This is a genomic window from Pseudomonas mandelii (assembly GCF_006438925.1).
In the GTDB taxonomy this organism is placed as follows: domain Bacteria; phylum Pseudomonadota; class Gammaproteobacteria; order Pseudomonadales; family Pseudomonadaceae; genus Aquipseudomonas; species Aquipseudomonas mandelii_C.
This window is the reverse complement of sequence record NZ_RCZA01000008.1, coordinates 272,511-291,116: the sequence shown is the minus strand read 5'-3', so window position 1 is coordinate 291,116 and position 18,606 is coordinate 272,511. Positions and strand designations below refer to the sequence as shown.

The 18,606-nt window shown below is 60.0% G+C and carries 20 protein-coding genes; 14 read left to right on the top strand and 6 right to left on the bottom strand.

The features are described 5' to 3' along the window. The first annotated feature begins 243 nt into the window (after positions 1-243). The 4 genes from phaC (EAH74_RS20260) to EAH74_RS20245 all read left to right on the top strand — a co-directional run bounded on the left by phaC (EAH74_RS20260) (position 244) and on the right by EAH74_RS20245 (position 5,425). Positions 244-1,923 (top strand): class II poly(R)-hydroxyalkanoic acid synthase, encoded by a 1,680-nt coding sequence (gene phaC, locus EAH74_RS20260; RefSeq protein WP_140680649.1) that lies wholly within the window; start codon positions 244-246, stop codon positions 1,921-1,923. 156 nt (positions 1,924-2,079) lie between these two features. Beyond that, complete coding sequence (phaZ, locus tag EAH74_RS20255) at positions 2,080-2,934, top strand: poly(3-hydroxyalkanoate) depolymerase (RefSeq protein ID WP_140680647.1); 855 nt, start codon at positions 2,080-2,082, stop codon at positions 2,932-2,934. A 128-nt stretch (positions 2,935-3,062) separates the two neighbouring features. Beyond that, the gene (gene phaC / locus EAH74_RS20250) at positions 3,063-4,745 is read left to right on the top strand and encodes a class II poly(R)-hydroxyalkanoic acid synthase (RefSeq protein ID WP_140680645.1); all 1,683 of its coding nucleotides are present in this window, start codon (positions 3,063-3,065) and stop codon (positions 4,743-4,745) included. Between the two features lie 59 nt (positions 4,746-4,804). Further along, complete coding sequence (locus EAH74_RS20245; protein ID WP_140680643.1) at positions 4,805-5,425, top strand: TetR/AcrR family transcriptional regulator; 621 nt, start codon at positions 4,805-4,807, stop codon at positions 5,423-5,425. A 113-nt stretch (positions 5,426-5,538) separates the two neighbouring features. Here EAH74_RS20245 and EAH74_RS20240 read toward each other — a convergent pair whose 3' ends face one another. The 3 genes from EAH74_RS20240 to EAH74_RS20230 form a co-directional block, all read right to left on the bottom strand. After that, complete coding sequence (locus EAH74_RS20240; protein ID WP_140680641.1) at positions 5,539-6,369, bottom strand: phasin family protein; 831 nt, start codon at positions 6,367-6,369, stop codon at positions 5,539-5,541. Between the two features lie 10 nt (positions 6,370-6,379). Continuing rightward, positions 6,380-6,802: a phasin family protein gene (locus tag EAH74_RS20235; RefSeq protein WP_140680639.1), complete on the bottom strand. Its 423-nt coding sequence runs from the start codon at positions 6,800-6,802 to the stop codon at positions 6,380-6,382. Between the two features lie 225 nt (positions 6,803-7,027). After that, positions 7,028-7,303: a polyhydroxyalkanoic acid system family protein gene (locus tag EAH74_RS20230; protein ID WP_074872865.1), complete on the bottom strand. Its 276-nt coding sequence runs from the start codon at positions 7,301-7,303 to the stop codon at positions 7,028-7,030. Positions 7,304-7,458: 155 nt separating this feature from the next. Between EAH74_RS20230 and ubiE the strand changes: the two genes are divergently transcribed. The 10 genes from ubiE to EAH74_RS20180 all read left to right on the top strand — a co-directional run bounded on the left by ubiE (position 7,459) and on the right by EAH74_RS20180 (position 15,678). Continuing rightward, complete coding sequence (ubiE, locus tag EAH74_RS20225) at positions 7,459-8,229, top strand: bifunctional demethylmenaquinone methyltransferase/2-methoxy-6-polyprenyl-1,4-benzoquinol methylase UbiE (RefSeq protein ID WP_007948968.1); 771 nt, start codon at positions 7,459-7,461, stop codon at positions 8,227-8,229. Beyond that, a complete protein-coding gene (locus tag EAH74_RS20220; protein WP_140680637.1) occupies positions 8,229-8,852 on the top strand; it encodes a ubiquinone biosynthesis accessory factor UbiJ in 624 nt (207 codons plus the stop codon). Before ubiE ends, EAH74_RS20220 begins: the two co-directional genes overlap by 1 nt. Continuing rightward, a complete protein-coding gene (gene ubiB, locus EAH74_RS20215; RefSeq protein ID WP_046052145.1) occupies positions 8,849-10,453 on the top strand; it encodes a ubiquinone biosynthesis regulatory protein kinase UbiB in 1,605 nt (534 codons plus the stop codon). The genes EAH74_RS20220 and ubiB overlap by 4 nt, the downstream gene beginning before the upstream one ends. Positions 10,454-10,533: 80 nt before the next feature. Continuing rightward, positions 10,534-10,935, top strand: a complete 402-nt coding sequence (gene hisI / locus EAH74_RS20210) for a phosphoribosyl-AMP cyclohydrolase (RefSeq protein ID WP_140680635.1) — start codon at positions 10,534-10,536, stop codon at positions 10,933-10,935. Then, positions 10,928-11,260: a phosphoribosyl-ATP diphosphatase gene (locus EAH74_RS20205; RefSeq protein WP_007899279.1), complete on the top strand. Its 333-nt coding sequence runs from the start codon at positions 10,928-10,930 to the stop codon at positions 11,258-11,260. The genes hisI and EAH74_RS20205 overlap by 8 nt, the downstream gene beginning before the upstream one ends. Before the next feature lie 25 nt (positions 11,261-11,285). Next, positions 11,286-11,558 (top strand): twin-arginine translocase TatA/TatE family subunit, encoded by a 273-nt coding sequence (locus tag EAH74_RS20200; RefSeq protein WP_140680633.1) that lies wholly within the window; start codon positions 11,286-11,288, stop codon positions 11,556-11,558. A 10-nt stretch (positions 11,559-11,568) separates the two neighbouring features. Next, entirely contained in the window at positions 11,569-12,021 is a 453-nt protein-coding gene (gene tatB / locus EAH74_RS20195) for a Sec-independent protein translocase protein TatB (protein WP_140680631.1), read from the top strand. Beyond that, positions 12,018-12,812: a twin-arginine translocase subunit TatC gene (gene tatC, locus EAH74_RS20190; RefSeq protein WP_123366959.1), complete on the top strand. Its 795-nt coding sequence runs from the start codon at positions 12,018-12,020 to the stop codon at positions 12,810-12,812. The genes tatB and tatC overlap by 4 nt, the downstream gene beginning before the upstream one ends. Next, positions 12,809-13,516, top strand: coding sequence for a 16S rRNA (uracil(1498)-N(3))-methyltransferase (locus EAH74_RS20185; RefSeq protein ID WP_140680629.1), 708 nt, complete (start codon positions 12,809-12,811; stop codon positions 13,514-13,516). Before tatC ends, EAH74_RS20185 begins: the two co-directional genes overlap by 4 nt. 245 nt (positions 13,517-13,761) lie before the next feature. Continuing rightward, the gene (locus EAH74_RS20180) at positions 13,762-15,678 is read left to right on the top strand and encodes a methyl-accepting chemotaxis protein (protein ID WP_140680627.1); all 1,917 of its coding nucleotides are present in this window, start codon (positions 13,762-13,764) and stop codon (positions 15,676-15,678) included. Positions 15,679-15,835: 157 nt separating this feature from the next. Here the strand turns inward: EAH74_RS20180 and EAH74_RS20175 are convergent, their stop codons facing one another. The 3 genes from EAH74_RS20175 to EAH74_RS20165 form a co-directional block, all read right to left on the bottom strand. Beyond that, entirely contained in the window at positions 15,836-16,570 is a 735-nt protein-coding gene (locus EAH74_RS20175; protein WP_140680625.1) for an amino acid ABC transporter ATP-binding protein, read from the bottom strand. Then, positions 16,563-17,522, bottom strand: coding sequence for an amino acid ABC transporter permease (locus EAH74_RS20170; RefSeq protein WP_140680623.1), 960 nt, complete (start codon positions 17,520-17,522; stop codon positions 16,563-16,565). The genes EAH74_RS20175 and EAH74_RS20170 overlap by 8 nt, the downstream gene beginning before the upstream one ends. Positions 17,523-17,669: 147 nt before the next feature. Continuing rightward, positions 17,670-18,467: a transporter substrate-binding domain-containing protein gene (locus tag EAH74_RS20165; protein WP_046052327.1), complete on the bottom strand. Its 798-nt coding sequence runs from the start codon at positions 18,465-18,467 to the stop codon at positions 17,670-17,672. Positions 18,468-18,606: the final 139 nt, after the last annotated feature.

The following is an 18,606-nucleotide window of genomic DNA, read 5'->3' as shown; positions in this document are numbered from 1 at the left end:
CATTAGAAGGCATTTTCTAATTCCATCTGTTTGAATGCTCCGCTTCCGGGCCGAGGATTGGCATGCTTGCGAAAAAAATTAAACTCGGGTAACCAATGGAGCTGGCAAGGTACCTGCAGTGCTCTCTGAACTAAAAAGCAGCGATGCAGAATTAACGGTCACCCGAGCAGTAGTACCTGGCATTTGCTGTGGGAATGCACAGCTGGGCTCAGGTACTCGTCTCAGGACAATGGAGCGTCGTAGATGAGTAACAAGAATAACGATGACTTGAAGTATCAGGCCTCGGAAAACACCTTGGGGCTGAATCCTGTCGTTGGGCTGCGTGGAAAAGATCTACTGGCTTCTGCTCGAATGGTGCTTAGGCAGGCCATCAGACAACCGATTCACAGCGCCAGGCATGTCGCTCATTTTGGTCTTGAACTGAAGAACGTGTTGTTCGGTAAATCCGAGCTCCAACCGACAAGCGATGACCGTCGCTTCGCCGATCCGGCCTGGAGCCAGAACCCGCTGTACAGACGTTATTTGCAAACTTACCTGGCGTGGCGCAAGGAACTCCACGACTGGATCGGCGACAGCAACCTCTCGCCCAAGGATGTCGCACGCGGGCATTTCGTGATCAACCTCATGACCGAAGCCATGGCCCCCACCAACAGTGCGGCCAACCCGGCGGCGGTCAAACGCTTCTTCGAAACCGGCGGCAAAAGCCTGCTCGACGGCCTCTCCCATCTGGCCAAGGATCTGGTGAACAACGGCGGCATGCCGAGCCAGGTCAACATGGGCGCGTTCGAGGTTGGCAAGAGCCTGGGCGTCACCGAAGGCGCGGTGGTGTTTCGCAATGACGTGCTGGAGCTGATCCACTACCGGCCGACCACTGAGCAGGTGCACGAGCGCCCACTGTTGGTGGTGCCACCGCAGATCAACAAGTTCTATGTTTTCGACCTGAGCCCGGACAAGAGCCTGGCGCGCTTCTGCCTGCGCAACAACATGCAGACGTTCATCGTCAGCTGGCGCAACCCGACCAAGGAGCAGCGCGAGTGGGGTCTGTCGACCTACATCGAAGCGCTCAAGGAAGCGGTCGACGTGGTCACCGCGATCACCGGCAGCAAAGACATCAACATGCTCGGCGCCTGCTCCGGAGGCATCACCTGCACCGCCTTGCTGGGCCACTACGCCGCGATCGGCGAGAACAAGGTCAACGCCCTGACGCTATTGGTCAGCGTGCTGGACACCACCCTGGAGAGCGACGTGGCACTGTTCGTCGACGAGCAGACGCTCGAATCCGCCAAGCGCCACTCCTATCAGGCCGGCGTATTGGAAGGCCGCGACATGGCGAAAATTTTCGCCTGGATGCGCCCCAACGACCTGATCTGGAATTACTGGGTCAACAACTACCTGCTGGGCAACGAGCCGCCGGTTTTCGACATCCTGTTCTGGAACAACGACACCACACGGTTGCCCGCAGCGTTCCACGGCGACCTGATCGAGATGTTCAAAACCAACCCACTGATCCGACCTGATGCACTGGAAGTGTGCGGCACACCGATCGATCTGAAGCAGGTCACTGCCGACATCTACTCCCTGGCCGGCACCAACGACCACATCACCCCTTGGAAGTCCTGCTACAAGTCGGCGCAACTGTTCGGTGGCAACGTTGAATTCGTGCTGTCCAGCAGCGGGCATATCCAGAGCATTCTGAACCCGCCGGGCAATCCGAAATCGCGCTACATGACCAGCACCGAGATGCCGGTCAAAGCTGAGGAGTGGCAAGAAAACTCCACCAAGCACACCGATTCCTGGTGGCTGCACTGGCAGGCATGGCAAGCAGAGCGTTCCGGCAAACTGAAAAAGTCTCCAAGCAGTTTGGGCAACAAGGCTTATCCGGCGGGTGAAGCTGCACCAGGCACTTATGTGCATGAGCGATAACTGACACACCTCGCGCCCCTGTGTGGGAGCGAGCCTGCTCGCGATGGCGGCGGCAGCTTTGGCAAATGTGCTGGCTGACACACCGCTATCGCGAGCAAGCTCTCTCCCACAAGGGATTGGGATGAATTAAAGACAGTGACCCACAGGGCCTGAAGCATGCCGCAACCGTTCATATTTCGTACCGTCGACCTGGATGGCCAGACCCTCCGTACGGCGGTACGCCCCGGCAAGCCTCACTTGACGCCCTTGCTGATTTTCAACGGCATCGGCGCCAACCTGGAGCTGGTGTTTCCGTTCGTCGCGGCGCTGGACCCGGACCTGGAAGTCATCGCCTTCGACGTCCCTGGTGTCGGCGGTTCGTCGACGCCACGGCGACCGTATCGCTTTCCGGGCCTGGCGAAACTCACGGCGCGGATGCTCGACTATCTCGACTACGGGCAAGTCAACGTAATCGGCGTTTCCTGGGGGGGCGCCCTCGCCCAGCAGTTCGCTTACGACTACCCCGAGCGCTGCAAGAAACTCGTTCTGGCGGCCACGGCGGCTGGCACGGTGATGGTGCCGGGCAAGCCGAGAGTCCTGTGGATGATGGCCAGCCCACGACGCTACATCCAGCCGTCTCACGTGATTCGCATTGCGCCGATGATCTATGGCGGTGCGTTCCGTCGCGATCCGACCCTGGCCGCCAGCCATGCCGCCAAGGTCCGCTCGGCCGGCAAACTCGGTTATTACTGGCAGCTGTTCGCCGGCCTCGGCTGGACCAGCATTCACTGGCTGCACAAGATCAACCAGCCAACCCTGGTACTGGCCGGTGACGACGATCCACTGATTCCGTTGGTCAACATGCGGTTACTGGCCTGGCGGATTCCCAACGCCCAGTTGCACATCATCGACGACGGGCATCTGTTTTTGATTACCCGGGCCGAAGCAGTGGCACCGATCATCATGAAGTTTCTCGAGGAAGAACGTCAGCGTGCCGTGATGCATCCGCATCCGTCGCCATTGGGCGGCTAATCGGCCCTGGCTTTTGTTACAAAAAGGGGTCGGGAAGACGCAGCGCCGCGCAACATTCCGCAACAGCGTCTATGGTGTTCTGGTTCGGTGTATCTGTATTTGGCCTGAAGACGAAGGAGTGTTGATTCATGCGCGAAAAACCAGCGAGGGAATTTTTGCCCACTCCCGCCGCGTTCATCAACGCACAGAGTGCGATTACCGGCCTGCGTGGTCGGGATCTGTTTTCTACCCTGCGCAGCGTTGCCGCCCATGGTTTGCGCAACCCGGTGCACACCGCCCGACACGCCTTGAAGCTGGGCGGTCAACTGGGCCGTGTACTGCTGGGCGAAACCCTGCACCCGACCAATCCACAGGACAAGCGCTTTGCCGATCCGGCGTGGAGCCTCAACCCTTTTTATCGCCGCAGTTTGCAGGCCTACCTGAGCTGGCAGAAGCAGGTCAAACACTGGATCGACGACAGCAACATGACTCCAGACGATCGCGCCCGTGCCCACTTCGCGTTCGCCTTGCTCAACGACGCCATGGCACCGTCCAACAGCCTGCTTAATCCGCTGGCGATCAAGGAAATCTTCAACTCCGGCGGCAACAGCCTGGTGCGAGGGATCAGCCACCTGGTCGACGACTTCCTGCACAACGACGGCCTGCCCAGACAAGTCACCAAGCAAGCTTTCGAGGTCGGCAAAACGGTCGCCACCACTACGGGCTCCGTGGTGTTTCGCAATGAGCTGCTGGAGTTGATCCAGTACAAGCCCATGAGCGAAAAGCAGTATTCCAAACCGCTGCTGGTGGTGCCGCCACAGATCAACAAGTACTACATTTTCGACCTGAGTCCGCACAACAGCTTCGTCCAGTTCGCCCTGAAGAATGGTTTGCAGACCTTCATGATCAGTTGGCGCAATCCGGATGTACGTCATCGCGAATGGGGGCTGTCGACGTACGTCGAAGCCGTGGAAGAAGCGATGAATGTGTGCCGGGCGATCACCGGTGCTCGTGAGGTCAACCTGATGGGCGCCTGCGCGGGCGGGCTGACCATTGCCGCGCTGCAAGGCCATTTGCAGGCCAAGCGACAACTTCGGCGGGTGTCCAGTGCGACCTATCTCGTGAGCCTGCTCGACAGTCAGATGGACTCGCCTGCGACCCTCTTCGCCGACGAACAGACGCTTGAGGCGGCCAAGCGTCGCTCCTATCAGAAAGGCGTGATGGATGGCCGCGACATGGCCAAGATCTTCGCGTGGATGCGCCCCAACGATTTGATCTGGAGCTATTTCGTTAACAACTACCTGTTGGGCAAAGAGCCTCCGGCGTTCGACATCCTCTACTGGAACAACGACAACACACGTTTGCCGGCAGCCTTGCATGGCGACTTGCTGGACTTCTTCAAACACAACCCGCTGAGTCATCCGGGAGGTCTGGAGGTGTGCGGCACGCCGATCGACTTGCAGAAAGTCAACGTCGACAGCTTCAGCGTCGCGGGCATCAATGACCACATCACCCCGTGGGATGCGGTGTATCGCTCGGCCCTGCTGCTGGGTGGCGAGCGACGCTTCGTGTTGTCCAACAGCGGGCATGTGCAGAGTATTCTCAACCCACCCTCAAACCCGAAAGCCAACTTCGTCGAGAGCACGAAGCTGAGCACTGACCCACGGGCCTGGTATTACGACGCCAAGCAAGTCAACGGCAGTTGGTGGACTCAGTGGCTGGGCTGGATTCAAGAACGTTCAGGCGCGCTAAAAGAAACCCACATGGCGCTTGGCAACCAGAACTATCCACCGATGGAAGCGGCACCCGGCACTTATGTGCGCGTGCGCTGACTGACAACGAACCACGGCCGGCGCCGGCCGTGGCATGACTCGACCATTAAGAAGACTGGATGAAAACCCGCGACCGGATTCTCGAATGTGCTTTGCAGTTGTTCAATCAGAAGGGCGAGCCGAACGTCTCCACCATGGAAGTTGCCAACGAAATGGGCATCAGCCCAGGCAACCTCTACTACCACTTCCACGGCAAGGAACCGTTGATTCTCGGACTGTTCGAGCGCTTCCAGGCCGAACTGGCGCCCCTGCTCGATCCACCGGCCGATGTGGAACTGGCACCGGAAGATTACTGGCTGTTTCTGCACCTGATCGTCGAGCGCCTGGCCCATTACCGGTTTCTGTTCCAGGACCTGTCGAACCTCGCCGGGCGCTTGCCGAAACTGGCCAAGGGCATACGCAACCTGCTCAATGCGTTGAAGCGTACGCTGGCTTCGTTGCTCGCACGATTAAAGGCTCAGGGGCAATTGGTCAGCGATACCCAGGCGTTGGGGCAGTTGGTGGAACAGATCACCATGACGCTGCTGTTCTCGCTGGACTATCAGCGGATACTGGATCGCGAGGGTGAGGTGAGATTGGTGGTGTACCAGATCATGATGCTGGTGGCGCCGCATTTGTTGCCGCCGATCAAGGTCGCGACGGAGCAACTGGCCCTTCAATACCTCGAAGAACACGACTAACCCCTGTGGGAGCGAGCCTGCTCGCTCCCACAGTGGATCTGCGGTGTTCATTAATTCGTGCATAAAAAAACGCCCGACCTTTGCAGGCCGGGCGTTTTCTTGAGCCCTGAAAATCAGGACTGACTGGTTGGCGTCGAAGGAGCTGGCGCGACAGTCGGGGTTGCAGCAGGGGTCGGCGCAGTAGCGGAGTTCGATGCACTGACCGGGGCCGGGGTTGCCGGTTTGGCGGCAGCCACTGCTGGTTTTGGTGCCGCCGCTTTCGGAGCTGCCGGCTTTTTCACCGCTGGCTTCTTCGCTGCGGCAGGTTTGGCCGCTGGCTTGGTAGCGGGTTTGGCTGCTGCAGTTTTGGCAGCCGGTTTAGCGGCTGGTTTAGCGGCTGGTTTTGCTGCTGCTTTGGCCGCTGCAGGTTTCGCTGCGGCAGTTTTGGCCGCTGGTTTGGCAGCCGGTTTAGCGGCAGCTTTAGCCAGTGGTTTGGCAACGGACTTCGCTACCGGTTTGGCCGCCGCGGTTTTCGCCGCAACAGGCGCCACCTTGGCACCAGTGAGTCTTTCGATTTGCTTGGTCAGGGTATCGACCTTGCTGTGCAGTGCTTTGACTTCGTTGCGGCTTGGTACACCCAGGCGCGAAATGGCGCTGTTCAGGCGCTTGTCGAAAGCCCCTTCCAACTCATCCCACTTGCCCAGCGCACGATCTTTCACGCCGCTGATGCGCGACTTTGCCGACGTGGCAGAGTCCTTGGCAGCATCGACTTTTTTGCCGACAGCGCTCTTGGTGAGCTTCTCGGCTTTCTCGCCGTCTTTGACCAATGTATCGAAGAGCTTGCTGCCGTCAGTGTCGATCTTCGAGTACACGCCTAAACCAGCCAGCCAGATTTTGCGGGAGTAGTCTTCGACTTTCCCGATCCACGAGCTGCCTTCTTTCTCGGTGTTCTTTTTACCAGCCATCCCGTTCTCCTTAAGATTTACGCGCGACGCGTTCGAGCAATGCCGTCAGCTCATCGAGCTTGGCAGAGAGTGTCTCAACGTCATGTTTAGACGGAATGCCGATACGATTCAAGGTACTTGCGACACGCGAGTCAAAAGCCTTCTCGACCTTGTCGAGTTGAAGTTCGACTTTGCCTTTGAAAGTGCTCACTTCACTCTTGGCTTCATCGATCTCGGCATTGGCCGCTTCAAGTTTCTCGGAAACTACTTTTTTGCCTTTCTTTTCAACAGCTTGACCCGCCTGGATCAACTCTTGAAAGTACTCGCTGCCCTCTTGGCCGACCTTGGTGTAGGCACCCAGGCCTGCCAGCCAGATCTTGCGGGCATAAGATTTAACGTCGCTCAGAGCAGTCGTCGAAGCGTCGATTTTTTTCTTCAAAATAACTTTGGCCATGGTGCACCTCACGCGCAGAAGGTTTGAGGAACTGCCCGCGAAAGAGTCGGGCTCAGGCACAAAGTAGTGAGAATAATTAGAAACGGCACCCTAACAACTGACATGAATCGGTGGTGCCTTTGGGAAAAAGATCGCAGCCTCGTTTCACTCGACAGCTCCTACAGAGGATGGCGGTGCTCACCTGTAGGAGCTGTCGAGTGAAACGAGGCTGCGATCTTTTCGGCATCACGCCAACGCTTTGTCGAGGGCCTTCTCGATTTCCGATTTGATCGTGCCGCTCATGGCCGACATCAACAGGCCCAGTTCGACATCGACCTTGATCGAATCCTCACCCACATACACCGCGCCTTTCACACCGGAACGCTTGAGGTTCAGGGTGTCGCCGGACCATTGCGGCTCCAGGCCATATTGATCGGACAGTTTCTGCGCCAACAGATCGGCCTTCTCGCGGGCCGCTTCCTTACCCAGGCCATGGGCACGCTCAACACTAATACGGGCCATCGAATGACTCCTGCTTTATGAATACTTTCCCGAAGCATCCTGACCGCTACTGCGGCAAAACGTCCCGGTGGTTACCTATCTTACCTGCAGCCTTGCCAAGACAAAGCAGGCCACCGGGATTAGAATGTCCCGCATTCTCTTCTGGTGACAGCGATATGACTGATCAGCGCAAAGGCAGCGATGCCGAACCCACCACTCACTTCGGTTTCAAAAACGTTCCGGAAAGCCAAAAAGCGGAAAAAGTCGCTGAGGTGTTCCACTCGGTAGCCGCCAAGTACGACTTGATGAACGACCTCCTGTCGGGCGGCATGCACCGTCTGTGGAAGCGTTTCGCGATCGAGCTGTCGGGCGTTCGCACCGGTAACCGCGTGCTGGACATCGCTGGCGGCACCGGCGACCTGACCAAGAAGTTCTCGCACCTCGTTGGCCCGACCGGCCAGGTCGTATTGGCCGACATCAACGAATCCATGCTCAAGGTCGGTCGTGACCGTTTGCTGGACCTGGGTGTGGCCGGCAACGTCGAATTCGTCCAGGCCGATGCTGAAAAGCTGCCGTTCCCGGACAACCATTTCGATTGCGTGACCATCGCCTTCGGCCTGCGCAACGTTACCCATAAAGAAGACGCCCTGCGCTCGATGCTGCGCGTGCTGAAACCGGGCGGCCGCTTGCTGGTGCTGGAGTTCTCCAAGCCGACCAATGCGCTGATGTCCAAAGCCTACGACGCCTACTCGTTCGCCTTCATGCCGCTGATGGGCAAGCTGATCACCAACGACTCGGAAAGCTATCGCTACCTGGCCGAATCGATCCGCATGCACCCGAATCAGGAAACCCTGAAGTCGATGATGGTCGAGGCCGGTTTCGACCGCGTGACCTACCACAACATGACCGCAGGCATCGTCGCCCTGCACCGTGGCATCAAACCCTGATGTTGCTGGCCGGCCTGCTCGCCAGCGTTGAACTCGGTCTGAACCGAGTGCTGCGTCTCGACAGCACAGCGCTGCCGCGGCTGGCGCATTTGAGTGGCAAGGTGATTGCCGTCGACTGCCGCAGCCCGGCGCTGCAAGTGTTCATCCTGCCCAGCGACGAAGGCTTGATGCTGGCTTCCCACTGGGAAACCGGCGCCGACTGCACCTTGCGCGCACCGGCCTCCAGCCTGTTGAAACTGGCCATGAGCAAGGACAAGACTTCGGTCCTGCATGCTCCTGAAGTCGAGCTCGATGGCGACAGCGGCGTGCTGCTGGAACTGGCGGCGATCCTTCAGGACCTTGAGCTGGACTGGGAGTACGAACTCTCGCGCTGGCTGGGACCTGTCACCACGCAACTGCTCGGCGGTCACCTGCGCAGTCGCGCACGCTGGTATCAGCAAGGGTTCGCCAGCCTGAACCAGAATCTTGGCGAGTACCTGGCCGAAGAATCGCGCACCCTCGTCGGTCAGCGCGAAGCCGAAGCCCGTTTCAGTGAACTGGACCAGATCAAACTCGATCTGGAACGTCTCGAGGCGCGTTTTGAGCGCCTCTCCCGATCCCTCGACCCAAGCGATAACGCATGAAGCTGCTTGCCGTCCGCCGTTTGTTGCGCATCCAGCGCGTTGTGATTCGCTACCGCCTCGATGACCTGTTGTTCGCCCTGCCACTGCCGTGGTTTCTGCTGGCGCTGCGCTACGCCTTGCCGTGGCGCTGGTTCCCGCGCAAGACGCTGGACCTGAGCCGCGGCGCCCGATTGCGTCTGGCGTTGCAGGACCTGGGACCGATTTTCATCAAGTTCGGGCAAATCCTGTCCACCCGCCGCGACTTGCTGCCGGAAGACATCGCCGATGAGCTGATGAAGCTGCAGGACCGCGTGCCGCCGTTCGATTCGCAAGTGTCGGTCAATCTGATCGAAGAACAGCTCGGCAAAAAGATCAGTGAAGTCTTCAGCCGCTTCGACGTCGAACCGCTGGCCTCGGCCTCGGTGGCACAAGTGCATGCCGCGCAGCTGAAAACCGGTGAAGAAGTGGTGGTCAAGGTCATCCGCCCGGGCCTCAAACCGATCATCGCGCAGGATCTGGCGTGGCTGTTCATCCTCGCCCGCGCCGCCGAAAAGCTCTCGGCCGACGCGCGCCTGCTGCACCCGGTGGACGTGGTCCAGGACTACGAAAAAACCATCTACGACGAACTCGACCTGCTGCGCGAGGCGGCCAACGCCAGCCAGTTGCGACGTAACTTCGACGGCTCGCCGCTGCTCTACGTGCCGCAAGTCTATTGGGACTGGTGCCGGCCGAAAGTGCTGGTGATGGAGCGCATCTACGGCATTCAGGTCACCGACCTGACAACCTTGGCCGACCAGCGCACAGACATGAAAATGCTCGCTGAGCGCGGCGTCGAGATCTTCTTCACCCAGGTGTTCCGCGATAGCTTCTTCCACGCCGACATGCACCCCGGCAACATCTTCGTCAGCACCGTGAACCCGTGGAGCCCGCAGTACATTGCGATCGACTGCGGCATCGTCGGCAGCCTGACCCCGGAAGACCAGGATTACCTGGCGCGCAACCTGTTCGCGTTCTTCAAGCGTGATTACCGTCGTGTCGCGCAGCTGCACATCGATTCGGGCTGGGTGCCGGCGGAAACCAAACTCAACGAATTCGAGGCGGCGATCCGCACCGTGTGCGAGCCGATCTTCGAAAAACCGTTAAAAGATATTTCTTTCGGCCAGGTGCTGATGCGCCTGTTCCAGACCGCTCGACGCTTCAACATGGAAGTGCAGCCGCAGCTCGTTTTGCTGCAAAAAACCCTGCTGAACATTGAAGGCCTGGGTCGTCAGCTGTACCCGGACCTCGATTTGTGGAACACCGCCCAGCCATTCCTCGAACGCTGGATGCGTGAGCGCGTCAGCCCCAAAGCCTTGATCGGCAACGTGCAGAGCCAGTTCGAACAGCTGCCGCACCTGGCCAACATGGCCCGCGACCTGCTCGAACGCATGTCCCAGCCCCACGCCTACGACCCGCCGCCACCGTGGCACCGCCGCAAGGACGATTGGCTGCTGCGACTGCTCGGCTGTGCGCACCTGGCCGGCGGCACAATACTCGCTGCCGGTGGGCCGCTGAACGAACTGGGACATTGGCCGGCCGGCATCATGGTGGCGGTTGGTTTGTATCTGGTCGTTCGCCGATAGCCAGCGCCCCCGCACGCTGGCACACTGTTTCAACGCTTGGGTTCTACTCATGAAGTGTGGAACCGCTGTCGGAGTCGAAGATGAAAAACTGGCTGGACGAGATCAAGTGGGACGCCGATGGCCTTGTGCCGGCGATTGCCCAGGATCACAAGACCGGGCGCGTCCTGATGATGGCCTGGATGAACCGTGAAGCGCTGGAACTGACCGCTGCCGAGAACCGTGCTATTTACTGGTCACGTTCCCGTGGCAAGCTGTGGCGCAAGGGCGAAGAGTCCGGCCATGTGCAAACCCTGCATGAGATGCGCCTGGACTGTGACGCTGACGTGATCATCCTGATGGTCGAGCAGATCGGCGACATCGCTTGCCATACCGGCCGTCAGAGCTGCTTCTACCGCGTCTTCGAGAACGACGACTGGAAAACCGTCGACCCGGTGCTCAAGGACCCGCACGCCATCTATTCCGCAGGACACAGCCATGAGTGACACGTTGACCCGTCTGGCCCAGGTGCTGGAGGAGCGCAAAGGCGCCGCCGCCGACAGCTCGTATGTCGCCAGCTTGTACCACAAGGGCTTGAACAAGATTCTGGAAAAAGTCGGCGAAGAGTCGGTCGAAACCATCATTGCCGCCAAGGACGCCGCCATCAGCGGTGACTGCAGCGATGTGATCTACGAAACCGCCGATTTGTGGTTCCACAGCATGGTCATGCTCGCCCAACTGGGGCAGCATCCACAGGCTGTACTCGATGAACTGGACCGTCGTTTCGGTCTGTCCGGACACGCCGAGAAAGCCTCGCGCCCGTCCGCCTGAACAATTATTAGAGAGGAGCAGCAACATGGGCATTTTTGACTGGAAACACTGGATCGTCATCCTGGTTGTTGTCGTACTGGTGTTCGGCACCAAAAAACTGAAAAACCTGGGCACCGATGTCGGCGAATCGATCAAGGGCTTCAAGAAAGCCATGAACGACGACGAAAAACCGGCCGATCCGACCGTGACGCCGTCCCAACCGGTACCGCCGGTTCAGCCGCAGTCCTCGGTGAACCAGCCGCACACCATCGACGTGCAGGCGCAAAAAGTCGAAGAGCCGATCCGCAAAGACGTGTGAGCACTGACTAATGTTTGGTATCAGCTTCTCTGAACTGCTGCTCGTCGGCCTCGTGGCCCTGCTGGTGCTGGGCCCCGAGCGTCTGCCGGGTGCTGCGCGCACCGCCGGCCTGTGGGTCGGCCGTCTGAAGCGCAGCTTCAACGCGATCAAACAGGAAGTTGAACGTGAAATCGGTGCCGACGAGATTCGTCGGCAACTGCACAACGAGCACATTCTGTCGCTGGAGCAGGAGGCGCGGAAGATTTTCACGCCGACTCAGCAGGAGGCTACGCCGGTTCAGCCGGTTGAGCCTGTGGCGGAGCAGACGATTCATGCTCCAGCCGCTGCCGAACCTGCACCTGTTGTAGCAGCCGTTGAACCTGCGCCCGTTGTTGCAGTAACACCGGTTGAACCTGTTACGCCTGCGGCTGCGCCTGTTGCGCCGGCCCCTCATGACCCAACACTGCCGCCGCGAGCCCCATGAGCGAACTCCCCGAAAACGACCAGCACATGCCGCTGGTTTCGCACCTCACCGAGTTGCGTACCCGCCTGCTGCGTTGTGTAGCGGCGATCTTCATCATCTTCGCCGGGTTGTTTGCCTTCACCCAGCAGATCTACACCTTCGTCTCCACGCCGCTGCGCGCGTACCTGCCAGCCGGCGCGACGATGATCGCCACCGACGTGTCGTCGCCGTTCCTGACGCCACTGAAGTTGACCATGATGGTTTCGCTGTTCCTGGCGATTCCGGTGATCCTGCATCAGATCTGGGGCTTCATCGCACCGGGCCTGTACAAGCATGAGAAGCGCATCGCGGTGCCGTTGCTGATGTCCAGCATCGTGCTGTTCTACACCGGCATGGCGTTCGCCTATTACCTGGTGTTCCCGTTGATCTTCAAGTTCTTCGCCGCCGCCACCCCGGCCGGCGTGGAAATGATGACTGACATCACCAGCTACCTCGATTTCGTCATGACGCTGTTCTTCGCCTTCGGCGTGGCGTTTGAAATTCCGGTGGCCGTGGTGTTGCTGGTGTGGATCGGCGTGGTCGACGTCAAATACCTGAAGAAAATCCGCCCGTACGTGGTCATCGGCTGCTTCGTGGTCGGCATGATCCTGACGCCACCGGACATCTTCTCGCAGACCCTGTTGGCCGTACCGATGTGGCTGCTGTTTGAAATCGGCATCCTGTTCGGCAGCCTGGTCAGCAAGCGCGGCGAGCACCCTGACGACCAGCCGGCCGACGATCACAACGACCAGCCGCCAGCGACTCAACCGTGAACCTGCTGCTGCTCGAAGAGGCCGACTTCATTGCGGCCGACCGGGCCATCCTGCGTGATCGCCGGTTAACGCACATGCAAGAAGTCCACCGCTCCGTTGTCGGCGACAGCCTGCGAGTCGGGCGTATCGGCGGGCTGATGGGCTCGGCCGAACTGCTGCGCCTGGACGCCGACGAAGCCGAGTTGCGCGTCACCCTCGACCAGCCGCCACCGGCCAAGCTGCCGCTGACCCTGGTGCTGGCCCTGCCACGGCCGAAAATGCTGCGCAGGGTGTTTCAAACCGTAGCGGCCATGGGTGTGCCACGAATCATTCTGGTGAACAGCTATCGCGTCGAGAAGAGCTTCTGGCAAACCCCGTTCCTGGGCCCAGAGGCGATTCGCGAGCAACTAATCCTCGGCCTTGAACAGGCCCGGGACAGCGTGCTGCCGGAAATCGTCATCGAGAAGCGCTTCAAGCCGTTCGTCGAAGACCGTCTGCCGGCGATCACCGAGGGCACCCTCGGCCTCGTCGGCCACCCCGGCAACTACCCGCCCTGCCCTCGCGGCCTGAACGAACCGGTAACCCTCGCCATCGGCCCCGAAGGTGGCTGGATTCCTTACGAAATCGACCTGCTCGGCAAGGCCGGCCTGCAACCGGTACAGCTTGGCGACCGCATCCTGCGGGTCGAAACCGCCGTCACTGCGCTGCTCTCTCGCCTCTTCTAAACACCGCAAACCTGTAGCAGCTGGCGAAGCCTGCGTTCGGCTGCGCAGCAGTCGCAAATCGGGCGCCGCGGTCTTTCAGGTTTACCAAGTACGCCGGATTGACGACTGCTTCGTCCGAACGCGGCCCGAGCCGAACGCAGGCTTCGCCAGCTGCTACAAGGAAAGCGCCCTGGCATCTACAGAATGTCGCCACACGGCCGATACAGCCCCTATAAAACCAACAAATGGTTCGAGGGAGTTGCAGCATGTACCGATGGCTAGCCGAGAAACTGGGGAACGTCAGCGTCAATCGCAAACTGGGTGCCGGCTTCGGTCTGGTGCTGCTGCTTACCTTGTTGATCACCTTCACCGGTTGGACCGGCCTGAGCGGTGTGATGAGTCGCGGCGATAAGCTGGGGTTTATTGCCAGCCTCAATGACCTGACCAAAGACCTGCACCTGGCCCGCCTGGAATACGAAATGCGTCGCGGCGAACAAGGCCCCGGTGCGGTCAACGACCTGCTCGGCCAACTCGATACTGGCCTGAAAACCGCGCGCACGTTGATCGAGCAACCGGCCGACGTGGCTATGATCGACCAGCAACTGGCCGCCGTCAGTGAGTACAAACAAGCCTTCACGGCCATGACCCAGGCCGGCGCCAACCGCGAAGACGCCCGTGGCAAACTCGGCGCCACCGCCGACAACGCCGTGGCCCGTGTCGCCGAAGTCGAAAAATCCATGCTGCAAGGTGACAGCGTCGCCGATTTCAACAGCGTGATCGACCTGAGCAAACTGATCCAGCAAGCGCGCTTTCAGGTGCGCGGTTACACCTACAGCGGCAAAACCGAGGCCGAGCAACCGGCGCTGGACGCCATCGACAACGCGTTGAAAAACCTCGAAAGCCTGCCCTCCAAACTGCCGGAACAGCACATCGCCAACCTGCAGCAGGCCACTGACTCGCTCAAGGCCTATCGCGCCGCCGTCAGCCAGTTCCGTGACTCTCAGGTTGCCAGCGCCGCGGCCCTCCAACGTATGGCCGATCAAGGCCAGATCCTGCGCGACACCAGCAAAAAACTTACCGTGTCGCAAACCATCGTCCGTGACACCGACGCCGCGCACGCCAAAAACCTGCTGCTGCTGGCCACCCTCCTGGCGCTGGCCTTCGGCATGCTTGCCGCGTGGGCCATCACTCGCCAGATCGTGATTCCCCTGAGCCAGACTCTCAAAGTGGCGGAGCGCGTTGCTGCCGGTGACCTGACCCAAAACCTTATCTCTGAGCGTCAGGATGAACTCGGTCAGCTACAGCGTGCCATGCAGAGCATGACCCTGGGCCTGCGCGAATTGATCGGTGGTATCAGTGACGGCGTCACGCAAATCGCCAATGCTGCCGAAGAACTGTCGGCAGTTACTGAGCAGACCCGCACCGGGGTCAACAGCCAGAAGGTCGAGACCGACCAGGTGGCCACCGCCATGAACGAAATGACCGCCACCGTGCAGGAAGTCGCGCGTAACGCCGAAGAAGCGTCCGAAGCCGCCGTCGCCGCTGACCAGCAGGCCCGCGAAGGTGACAAAGTGGTCGCCGAAGCCATCGCCCAGATCGAGCGCCTGGCCAAGGAAGTCGGCAACTCCACCGAAGCCATGGGTCATCTCAAACGCGAAAGCGACAAGATCGGCAGCGTGCTCGACGTGATCAAATCCGTGGCCCAGCAAACCAACCTGCTGGCCCTCAACGCCGCCATCGAGGCCGCCCGTGCCGGTGAGGCCGGACGTGGTTTTGCGGTGGTCGCCGACGAAGTCCGCAGCTTGGCCCAGCGTACCCAGAAGTCCACCGAAGAAATCGAAGAGCTGATCGTCGGCCTGCAAACCGGGACCCAGCAAGTGGCGACCATCATGGACAACAGCCGCAGCCTGACCGACAGCAGCGTCGAACTGACCCGCCGCGCCGGTGGCTCGCTGGAAAGCATTACCCGCACCGTCTCGGCGATTCAGTCGATGAACCAGCAGATCGCCGCCGCTGCCGAGCAGCAGAGCGCGGTGGCCGAAGAGATCAACCGTAGCGTGCTGAACGTGCGCGACGTGTCCGAGCAGACCTCGGCAGCCAGTGAAGAGACCGCGGCGTCCAGCGTTGAGCTGGCACGGCTGGGGACGCATCTGCAGATGCTGGTGGGACGGTTCAAGGTTTAAGGTGATGTGAGTGCCTCAGTCCGCTTAGGACCGAGGTGATGCATTCGCGAGCAGGCTCGCTCCCACAGAGGTTAGGCGTCGGACACAAGTTTTGTGTGCGCCGCCGGTCAATGTGGGAGCGAGCCTGCTCGCGAATGCGGTTCGTCAGGCGCAGAGGTTAGAGGACCTGGCGCAAAAAGGCCTGAGCCCGCGGATCCTTCGGCGCATCGAAGAATTCGGCCGGTGAAGCGTCTTCCAGCAATTTGCCGTGATCGAAGAACAGCACCCGATCCGCCACTTCCCGGGCGAAGCCCATTTCGTGGGTGACGCAAACCATGGTCATGCCTTCCACCGCCAGGGTTTTCATCACGTCCAGTACTTCGCCGACCATTTCCGGGTCGAGCGCCGAGGTCGGCTCATCGAACAGCATGACCTTCGGTTCCGTCGCCAGTGCCCGGGCGATGGCCACGCGCTGCTGCTGACCGCCGGACAGGCGCGACGGAAACTCGTTGGCCTTCTGCGCAATACCGACCTTCTCCAGCAACGCCAAGGCCTTGGCCTCGCGCTCCTTCTTGCCGCGCTTGCGCACGACTTTCTGGGCCAGGCAGAGGTTTTCCAGCACGGTCATGTGCGGGAACAGGTTGAAATGCTGGAATACCATGCCGACTTCGCGGCGGTAGGCATTCACATCGGTTTTGGGGTCGGCCAGTTGCAAGCCGTCGATACTCACCGAGCCCGAGTCAAACTCTTCCAGGCCGTTGAGGCAGCGCAGGAAGGTCGACTTGCCGGAACCGGACGGGCCGATCACCACCAGCACTTCGCCCTTGGCCACCTGTGTGGTGACGTTATCCACCGCGCGAACCACGTGGCCGCGGGTGTCGAAAACTTTTACCAGATCGCGGACTTCAATCACTTTGCGCGAGCCTCCGCTCAAGCCGGCTGGCGATTTTCGACAGCGGCAGGTTGATCAACAGGTACAGACCGGCCACGCAGAACAGGATTTCGAACGGCGAGAACGAGGTGGTGATGACTTCGCGACCGCTTTTGAGCAGCTCGGTGATGGCGATCACCGACACCAGCGAGGTGTCCTTGACCAGACTGATGAACTGACCGGCCAGCGGCGGCAGCACCCGTTTGAAGGCTTGCGGCAGCACCACGTGGCGCATCGACTGACCAGCGCTCAGGCCCAGGGAGCGCGCGGCTTCGTTCTGGCCACGGGCAATGGATTGCACGCCGGAACGGATGATTTCCGCCACATAAGCGCCGGTGAACAGCGACAGCGCGGCGATCCCGGCGAACTCCCGGGAGAGGTTCATCACGGTGCCGATGAAGAAGTAGAAAATGAAGATTTGCACCAGCAGCGGCGTACCGCGCACCAGTTCGACGTAGATCGTCGAGAGATCGCGCAGGGTCGGGTTGCTCGACAGTCGGCACAGGCCTGTCGCCAGGCCGATCAGCAGACCGAGCACACCTGAAACCACGGACAACCATAAGGTGGTCCAAAGTCCCCACATCAGCGGTCCGGCGGCCCAATGACGGGTCACGCCGATCACGTCGCCTTCGGCCACATCATCACCCTGGGCGACTTGCAGGCTGTTGTCGTCGACGGTCAGGTGCTGCTCGACGCCCGCATCATTGCGCAGGGTGACTTCAGCCTTGTCGCCCTTGCGCACCAGTTCGCTGACGGTGGAGATGTCGGCGGCACGCTGGGATTCTTCGGCGTGGTAGGCGAAGTATTGCGGCACACGGTTCCAGCGCCATTCGTAGGACATCAGCGAGGTAGCGTAATACAACGCGCCGGCCAGGCCGATCAGCAGCAGCACGGTTAACACGTGCCACGGCCATTGGGCTTTTTTCTGTTTCATGGGTTTAGCAAAATCCGAAAGTTGTGTCGCCAGGAAGGCCGTCATCGCCAGCAGGCTGGCTCCCACACTGGATCAGTGGCGTACACAAATCCCCTGTGGGAGCCAGCCTGCTGGCGATGGGAGCGGCGCGGTCTAACTGACCGGGCCTTATTCCATGTCCTTGAGCCAAGCGGTGTCTTTGAACCACTTGTCATGGATGCGATCGTAGGTGCCGTCTTCGTGGATCTGGCGCAGGAAGTTATTGATGAAGTTGATGCTGTCGTAGTCACCCTTCTTCAGGCCGAAGGCCAGCGGCTCGTAGGTGAACGGCTTGTCGAGGAACACCAGTTTGCCAGCACCGACCTTGTTCACGGCCACGACGTTGTAAGGCGCGTCGTAGATAAAGGCGTCGGCCTTGCCGTTGACCACGTCAAGCACGGCTTCCTGCTCGTTGTCGTAGCCGTGGTAGTTGGCTTTGGAGATAAGCTTTTTGGCCACCATCTCGCCAGTGGTGCCGAGCTTGGAAGTGATGCGGTAGTCGGCGGTGTTCAGGTCTTTATAGGACTTGATGGTGCCTTCCAGTTCCTTGCGGATCAGCAGGGTCTGGCCCACCACGATGAACGGTTCGCTGAAGTTCAGGCGCAGGTTGCGCTCCTGGGTCAGGGTCATGCCGCTGCCGATCATGTCGAACTTGTCGGTGAGCAAGGCCGGGATAATGCCGTCGTAGCCGGTGGAAACCATCTCCAGCTTGACGCCCATGGCCTTGGTCATGGCTTTGAGGAGGTCGACTTCGAAGCCGATGATTTCACCGCGCTTGTTGGTCATTTCGAACGGCATGTAGGTCGGGTCCATGCCGACTTTCAGCGTGCCGCGCTTGACCGCGTCATCGATGGCGCCGGCGTGCGCCGCGTTGACTGCAACCAATGCCGTGACGCCGACCAGCAGCATCGAGAGATACTTCTTCATCATCAAGTCCCCAAAACCATCGCGTTGTGAGGCGCGCAAACTGCGGGTTTTCCTTGGAAAACCGGCAGATACGAACAGAAAGTTGTCCGGGCGCACCAATTCGGGGACGGATGCTAACGCACTCGTTCGTTTGCACAAG

Excerpts from the sequence above, each read along its gene's own strand:
- phaC (WP_140680649.1), top strand. The coding sequence starts at position 244 with ATGAGTAACAAGAATAACGATGACTTGAAGTATCAGGCCTCGGAAAAC.
- phaZ (WP_140680647.1), top strand. The coding sequence starts at position 2,080 with ATGCCGCAACCGTTCATATTTCGTACCGTCGACCTGGATGGCCAGACC.
- phaC (WP_140680645.1), top strand. The coding sequence starts at position 3,063 with ATGCGCGAAAAACCAGCGAGGGAATTTTTGCCCACTCCCGCCGCGTTC.
- EAH74_RS20245 (WP_140680643.1), top strand. The coding sequence starts at position 4,805 with ATGAAAACCCGCGACCGGATTCTCGAATGTGCTTTGCAGTTGTTCAAT.
- EAH74_RS20240 (WP_140680641.1), bottom strand. The coding sequence starts at position 6,369 with ATGGCTGGTAAAAAGAACACCGAGAAAGAAGGCAGCTCGTGGATCGGG.
- EAH74_RS20235 (WP_140680639.1), bottom strand. The coding sequence starts at position 6,802 with ATGGCCAAAGTTATTTTGAAGAAAAAAATCGACGCTTCGACGACTGCT.
- EAH74_RS20230 (WP_074872865.1), bottom strand. The coding sequence starts at position 7,303 with ATGGCCCGTATTAGTGTTGAGCGTGCCCATGGCCTGGGTAAGGAAGCG.
- ubiE (WP_007948968.1), top strand. The coding sequence starts at position 7,459 with ATGACTGATCAGCGCAAAGGCAGCGATGCCGAACCCACCACTCACTTC.
- EAH74_RS20220 (WP_140680637.1), top strand. The coding sequence starts at position 8,229 with ATGTTGCTGGCCGGCCTGCTCGCCAGCGTTGAACTCGGTCTGAACCGA.
- ubiB (WP_046052145.1), top strand. The coding sequence starts at position 8,849 with ATGAAGCTGCTTGCCGTCCGCCGTTTGTTGCGCATCCAGCGCGTTGTG.
- hisI (WP_140680635.1), top strand. The coding sequence starts at position 10,534 with ATGAAAAACTGGCTGGACGAGATCAAGTGGGACGCCGATGGCCTTGTG.
- EAH74_RS20205 (WP_007899279.1), top strand. The coding sequence starts at position 10,928 with ATGAGTGACACGTTGACCCGTCTGGCCCAGGTGCTGGAGGAGCGCAAA.
- EAH74_RS20200 (WP_140680633.1), top strand. The coding sequence starts at position 11,286 with ATGGGCATTTTTGACTGGAAACACTGGATCGTCATCCTGGTTGTTGTC.
- tatB (WP_140680631.1), top strand. The coding sequence starts at position 11,569 with ATGTTTGGTATCAGCTTCTCTGAACTGCTGCTCGTCGGCCTCGTGGCC.
- tatC (WP_123366959.1), top strand. The coding sequence starts at position 12,018 with ATGAGCGAACTCCCCGAAAACGACCAGCACATGCCGCTGGTTTCGCAC.
- EAH74_RS20180 (WP_140680627.1), top strand. The coding sequence starts at position 13,762 with ATGTACCGATGGCTAGCCGAGAAACTGGGGAACGTCAGCGTCAATCGC.
- EAH74_RS20170 (WP_140680623.1), bottom strand. The coding sequence starts at position 17,522 with ATGAAACAGAAAAAAGCCCAATGGCCGTGGCACGTGTTAACCGTGCTG.
- EAH74_RS20165 (WP_046052327.1), bottom strand. The coding sequence starts at position 18,467 with ATGAAGAAGTATCTCTCGATGCTGCTGGTCGGCGTCACGGCATTGGTT.